The sequence below is a fragment of the Pseudostreptobacillus sp. genome (assembly GCF_977040545.1).
Genome location: NZ_CDRRBS010000069.1, coordinates 1 through 6598, shown reverse-complemented (window position 1 = coordinate 6598; position 6598 = coordinate 1). Strand labels below are relative to the sequence as shown.

General features: G+C 26.2%; 5 protein-coding genes. All 5 read right to left on the bottom strand.

Going from position 1 to position 6598, the window contains the following annotated elements; genetic code table 11:
* Window positions 1-895: hypothetical protein (locus tag ACWYO2_RS04455; RefSeq protein ID WP_455515292.1), on the bottom strand; the 895-nt coding region annotated here is incomplete at its 3' end.
* Between the two features lie 9 nt (window positions 896-904).
* Window positions 905-2845, bottom strand: a complete 1941-nt coding sequence (locus ACWYO2_RS04450; protein WP_455515291.1) for a YadA-like family protein — start codon at window positions 2843-2845, stop codon at window positions 905-907.
* A gap of 184 nt (window positions 2846-3029) precedes the next feature.
* Complete coding sequence (locus ACWYO2_RS04445) at window positions 3030-3977, bottom strand: FAD-dependent oxidoreductase (RefSeq protein ID WP_455515290.1); 948 nt, start codon at window positions 3975-3977, stop codon at window positions 3030-3032.
* A gap of 9 nt (window positions 3978-3986) precedes the next feature.
* On the bottom strand, window positions 3987-5192 hold the full coding sequence (tyrS, locus tag ACWYO2_RS04440) for a tyrosine--tRNA ligase (protein ID WP_455515289.1): 1206 nt from the start codon (window positions 5190-5192) through the stop codon (window positions 3987-3989).
* A gap of 10 nt (window positions 5193-5202) precedes the next feature.
* Window positions 5203-6598: phosphoenolpyruvate carboxylase (locus ACWYO2_RS04435; protein WP_455515288.1), on the bottom strand; the 1396-nt coding region annotated here is incomplete at its 5' end.

Genomic DNA, 6598 nt, shown 5'->3' with positions numbered 1-6598 from the left:
CACTTATTAAATAATTAGAAGTTGGGGAAATATTACCTGTAGTTAATAATTTTAGTGCTTGATTTTTTAAAGTTTCATCATCACTATTTGATAAATCTTTAAATAAATATGAACTAAAATCATTATCAGTATTTTTGTTATATAATATATCTTTAAATTGTTTTAGAGTTATAGCATCACTTTCATTTAAAGCTCTCTCAACATTTACTATACGTCTAAGGTGATTACTATTACCAATTGATAATGAATTGTACACTGATTCAGACTCATTTCCAAGAACAATAGAATACGATTTTGTTTCATCTATCCTTACATTACTACCAAATACATAATTAAACCACATATTTTTAGGATATTTATGATTATTTACTTCATAAGTATAATCTTTTTTACCATACCTATCTTCTCCATACCAATTATTTGTGCCAAAATTATATGAATCAATTCCAACCATATAATTACTATCACCTATGGTATATGTTGGATACTTATTATATAAACTAAAACTTTTATTATTTTTACCTAATACAAATGACTTTTCTCCTTTTACACTATTATCTTCCCCCATACCTATAGAATATGCTGATCCATCTGTCATACCATTACCTATAGCTATAGCTTCTTCATGTTGGGGATAATTTACAAACCCTATAGATACATTATTCCCACCAATATCTGGCATATTTGTTATACCTATAGCTACCGAATTATCATTACCTGTACTATTCTCATTTCCTATTGTAACAGAACTATTTTTTCTTATTGTATTATTATTTCCTATAACAACATTGTTATCTCCTGTTATTGTATTAGGATTACCTTTAATAATATTATTTTCTCCACTGAAAGATAGATTAAATAAAATTAGTGATATTAAAATTAAATATTTTTTCATAATAGCCCCCTATTTAATTTTTCTCTTTATTAAATTTTCTAGTTCTGCTATTTTCTTATTTAATTCATCTATTTTACTGTTTCTATTATTAACTTTAACATTAGGAATTGCAAATTGATATGCACCACCTATACCTATACCAAAGCCTGCTTTTGTATTAATTGATGTATTTACCTTATATATAAAACTACCACTAGGTTCTGTACCACTAATTCCAAGTGCAAAAGCATGCTCTCCTGAATACATACCATAACTTACCCCAATATTAAATAATTGATTATTTGTAGTATTTATTTGCGTTAAACTTCCTACAGCTATAGCATTTGCAACACCTGAAATAGCTTTTTCTGATTCTTGATTAGCTTTCGTCAACTTTTCTTCTAAAGAAGATATTCCTATTTTAGAAAACCTATCCTCTAAATATGACTTTAATTTAGTATCAGTTATCAATCTATTTTTAGGATTGTTTAAATCACTACTATCACTTAATTTTTTAACATATTTATCAACTTCTATATTACTTCCATCTTTTTTAGAATATTGAGATAATTTTTCTTCTAATTTTGTATTATTAGTATAATTAGAAGTTAAATATTCATTAATTTTTGTATCAGTTACTAAAGCACCAGTTGGATTTAAAATATTAGATCCATTACTCAATTTTTTAACATATTCAATAACATTTATATTTTTAGCATCTTTGTCTGCTTTTAAATCAAGTTTTCCATCAACAATATTTTTATCTAAATAATTAGCAGTTAAATATTTATTAATCATAGTATCTGTAAGTAAAGAACCTTTAGGTGTTTGTATGTTAGCACCTTCACTTAATTTTTCAACATATTTATCTACCTGTATATTACTTGCATCTGTAAAACTAACTTCTTTATTTCCTAATTTATCTAATATATATTTTTTATTTAGTTCCGATTTATTTAAAACTTCATTTTTAAAATTATCAAAATCACTTTTCTTTACAAAATTACTTGTATCAATACTTCCAGAATTATTAGATAAATTTTGAATTTTTGTATCTATTTCATCTTTAGTGTATGTATAATTAGATATATACTCATAAGCTGTTTTACCTGTAATAAAATTAGTATCACTCTCTGAAATTATTCCTTTATTTAAAATATTTAATAATTTTTCTTTAGCTTTTACTTCATCAATATTGGAAAAATCTTTTTTTAAATATTGACTTAAATCTACTTCATTATTAGAAGCCATAGTTTCAGTTGTATTTTTATTATTTTTAATTAAAGTTTTTGCTTGACCTAATGTTATTACATCACTATCATTTTGTGCTTCTGCAACATTTACTATTCTTCTTTTAGATGTTGAACTCCCAATAGATAGGGCATTACTAACAGCTTCACTTCTACTTCCTAATACTATAGCATCCGTTACACCATTATTAACTGTTACATCACTACCAAAAATATATACATCTCTAGAAATTTCATTTTCAAAAACATTTCTACTTCCAAATACAAAATTAGAGTTCCCTTTTACATTATTTTTCTCACCAATTACATAATTTTTTTCACCTGAAATATTATTTTCTCTACCACTAACTACCGAATGATTACCTTGATTAATATTTCCATACCCAAAACTAATTGAATATCCATTAGTTATATTCTTCGTACCAAAAGCTATTGATTCTTGTCCTGTAGATTTATTTTCAAGACCTATAGCAATACTTGTAGAACCTAGTGCCTTATTTTTTTTACCTATAGCAATTGAATTGCTCGTATTAGTTTCATTTTCTATTCCTATACTAACTGATTTTTCGCCAACTGCTTTATTATTATTCCCTACTGCAACAGCATCATTTCCATTTGCAACATTATCAATACCATCTGCTATTGCATTATTACCTTCTTTACTATTTTCAGCTAATAATATTAAAGAGACCATTGATAAAACTAAAAATATTTTTTTCATAATAACTCCTTCTTTATTGTAATAAAAAGAGGCATATTTCTATACCCCTAATTATGTTATAATATTTTTTTATAGATTTTATGTAAATTTCAAATCTTAATTTATTAGGTTTATATATACGTATTAATTATAAGTCTATTATCCTTTTATTTAATTTCTCTATATACTTCATTAATAAATTTCTTTAATATTCTTTTATCAAATATTCATAAGCAGAAAGAGCAGCTTTTGCACCTTCTCCCATTGCTATTATAACTTGTTTATATCTAACATCTGTACAATCTCCAGCTGCAAATATACCTTCAACTGATGTTTTATTTACTGAATCAATTTTAATTTCACTATTTGCATTTATATCTAATATATCACTTACAAACGATGTATTTGCAACTGTACCTATTTCTACAAATATTCCATCTGTCTTAATTTCTTCAACAACATTGCTATCTCTATTTAATATTTTCAATCCTTCAGCAAAAAGATTACCTGTTACACTCTGAGCTGCACTTGAAGTAAGAATTTTTACATTTTCTAAACTACTTAGTTTATTCTTTAAAACTTCATCAGCATTAATAGTAGAGCTATATTCAACCAAAGTAATAGTCTTAGCAATATTTGAAAGATCTATTGCTGCTTCTACTCCTGAATTCCCTCCTCCGATTATAACAACATCCTTATTTCTATAAAAAGGTCCATCACAAGTAGCGCAATAATGTACTCCTTTTCCAGCATACTTGTCTTCTCCTTCTATTCCAAGTTTTTTCCATATAGCACCTGTTGCAACTATAACAGTTTTTGATTTAACTTCTAATTCATCATCCAAAATTAAAATATTATCCTTAGAATCTTTTAAAACTTTTTTAACTTTATGTCCTTTATAAAAAGCTATTTCATATTCATTTAAATGCTTTTCAAGACTTTGTGAAAAATCAAATCCATTAGTAAGTGGAGTTCCGATAATATTTTCTATATCGTTTGTATTTATCAATTGTCCTCCTACTAAATCACCTATCATTGCAACTTTTAAACCTTTTCTAGCACCATAAATAGCTGCTGAAACTGCAGCAGGTCCTGCACCAATAACTGCTATATCATATTTAATATTTACATCTAATTTTAATAATTTACTCATTTCAACCTCTTATTTAAATAATTTTACTATTTTTTTCTTACCACAACGTAATATCATTTCATCTTTAATTTCTACATCAACTTTAATATCATTAATTGCTTCATCATTAATTTTAACTGCATTTTGCTCTATTAATCTTCTACCTTCACTATTTGTTTTAATGAATCCTACCTTAGTTAATAATTCAAGTATATTTATATTTTCTACACCAACATTAAATTCAGGTAATTCAACATTTAGATTTTTATTACTAAATACATTTTCAAACCAAGATCTTGCATCAATAGCTGCTTCTTTACCATAATATATTTCAACTAATTCCATTCCTAATCTTTTCTTAGCTTCCATAGGATGACCTTTTAGTATTTCTTTAACTTCAGCTAAATCAATATCTGTTATCATTTCATAATAATTTTGCATTAAATCATCAGATATAGACATTATTTTTCCAAACATATCATTAGGAGTATCTTTAATTGAAATATAGTTTCCTAGTGATTTAGACATCTTTTCCACTCCATCAAGTCCTACAAGTATAGGCATTATCATACATACTTGTTGCTCTTGATTAAAGTTTTTTTGTAAATCTCTACCTCTTAATAAATTAAATTTTTGTTCAGTTGCTCCAAGTTCTACATCAGCTTTTAATTCAACTGAATCATATCCCTGTAATATTGGATACATAAACTCTATTAAAGATACAGGTTGATTATTTGCAAGTCTTTTAGCAAAATCTTCTCTTTGTATCATTTGTGATACTGTGAACATAGATAAAAGTTTTAAAACTTCAGTTAAACTAAGAGTTTCAAGCCATTCATGATTATACACTACTTTCAACTTATCTAAATCAAGTATTATTGCAACTTGTTCTAAATATGTTTTTATGTTTTCTTGTATTGTTTCAAAAGATAACATTTTACGAGTTTCAGACTTACCAGTAGGATCTCCTATTCTAGCTGTGAATGTTCCTATTAAAAAATTAACTTCATGCCCTAATTCTTGAAATTGTTTTAATTTTCTTAAAGGAACTGCATGTCCTATATGTAATTCACTACCAGTTGGATCAATACCTAATTTAATTTTTAAAGGTTTATTTTCTTTAATAGATTTTTCTAATTTATTCTTAAACTCTTTTTCATTTATTATTTCATCACAACCTCTTGATAAAATTTTATACTGTCTTTCTACCTCTTTTTGTATTTCTAATTCTGTCATTTTTCTCCTCCTATCCACTATTTCTAAGACCTGTAGCTATTCCATTTATACTTGTATGTATAGCTTTTTGTACATCTTGATTTTCATTTCCTTTTCTTGTTTCTTTTATTAAATATATTTGTAAATAATTTAAAGCATTAAAATATGGAAGTCTATTTTTTAAACTTAAAGTCAACATTTCATTATCTTCTAAAAGATAATTTCTTTCCATTATTTCTTTAATAAGAGTTATAGTTAACTCCCACTCAGAATATATATTTTCAAATATATCCCTTGCTAAATTTTGATCTTCTACAAGTTTTGAGTATTCCTTTGCAACATTCATATCAGTTTTTGAAAGTACCATTTCTACATTTGATATTATTCCTCTGAAAAATGGCCAATTATTATACATTTCTCTTAATATTTTTATACCATCTTTACTATCATATATTTTCTTAAATGCACTTCCAACTCCATACCACCCTTGTAACATTACTCTTGATTGCGACCAAGAAAATACCCAAGGTATAGCACGCAATCCTTCTATATCAAGTACCTTCTTTCTAGCACTAGGCCGTGACCCTATATTTAAAGATGAAACCTCCCTTATTGGTGTTGCTTGAAAGAAGTATTCAGAAAATCTATCTTTTTCATAAACAAGACTTCTATATTTCCTATAACTTTCTTGTGATATTTTATTCATTATATCTATATATTTTAAGTCATCATTGTTTTTATCATCAAAAGTTTTTTCAAGTGTTGCTGAAAGTAGTGCTTCTAAATTACTAATACCTAAACATGTATTACTATATTTAGCTTCTATTACCTCACCTTGTTCTGTCAATCTAATATTACCTAATATTGAACCATTAGGTTGTGAAAGTATAGCTTCATAACTAGGTCCTCCTCCACGACCTACTGTTCCACCTCTACCATGGAAAAATGCTATATTAACATTAAATTCTTTAGATAATTTAACTAAATCTTTCTGTGCTTTATATAAACACCAACTAGAAGATATATATCCACCATCTTTATTACTATCTGAATATCCAAGCATTATTTCTTGACGTCTTTCATTTGAATCAAGCCATTTATTAGATATATCTAAGCTAAACCATTTTCTCATTATTTCTTGTGAATTTTCTAAATCTTCTACACTTTCAAATAATGGTGATATATATATACTATCATTTAAATCATATTCTTTAAGCATAATAGCAAGTTCAAGCATATCAGAAACTTCTACTGTATGTGATATTATATTATGTTTAATAACAGACCTACCAAATTTATCTATCAATTCTTTAGCAAGTTCATATATTCTTAATTCTCCTTTAAGTAATTCAGTTCTTTCACAATTTACAGAACTTAATTTTCTTGGTTCATTTTCTAATTGATTTAGAAGTATATTACATTTTTCT

Coding starts and splice junctions, on each gene's coding strand:
- ACWYO2_RS04450 (WP_455515291.1), bottom strand. CDS start 2,845: ATGAAAAAAATATTTTTAGTTTTATCAATGGTCTCTTTAATATTATTA.
- ACWYO2_RS04445 (WP_455515290.1), bottom strand. CDS start 3,977: ATGAGTAAATTATTAAAATTAGATGTAAATATTAAATATGATATAGCA.
- tyrS (WP_455515289.1), bottom strand. CDS start 5,192: ATGACAGAATTAGAAATACAAAAAGAGGTAGAAAGACAGTATAAAATT.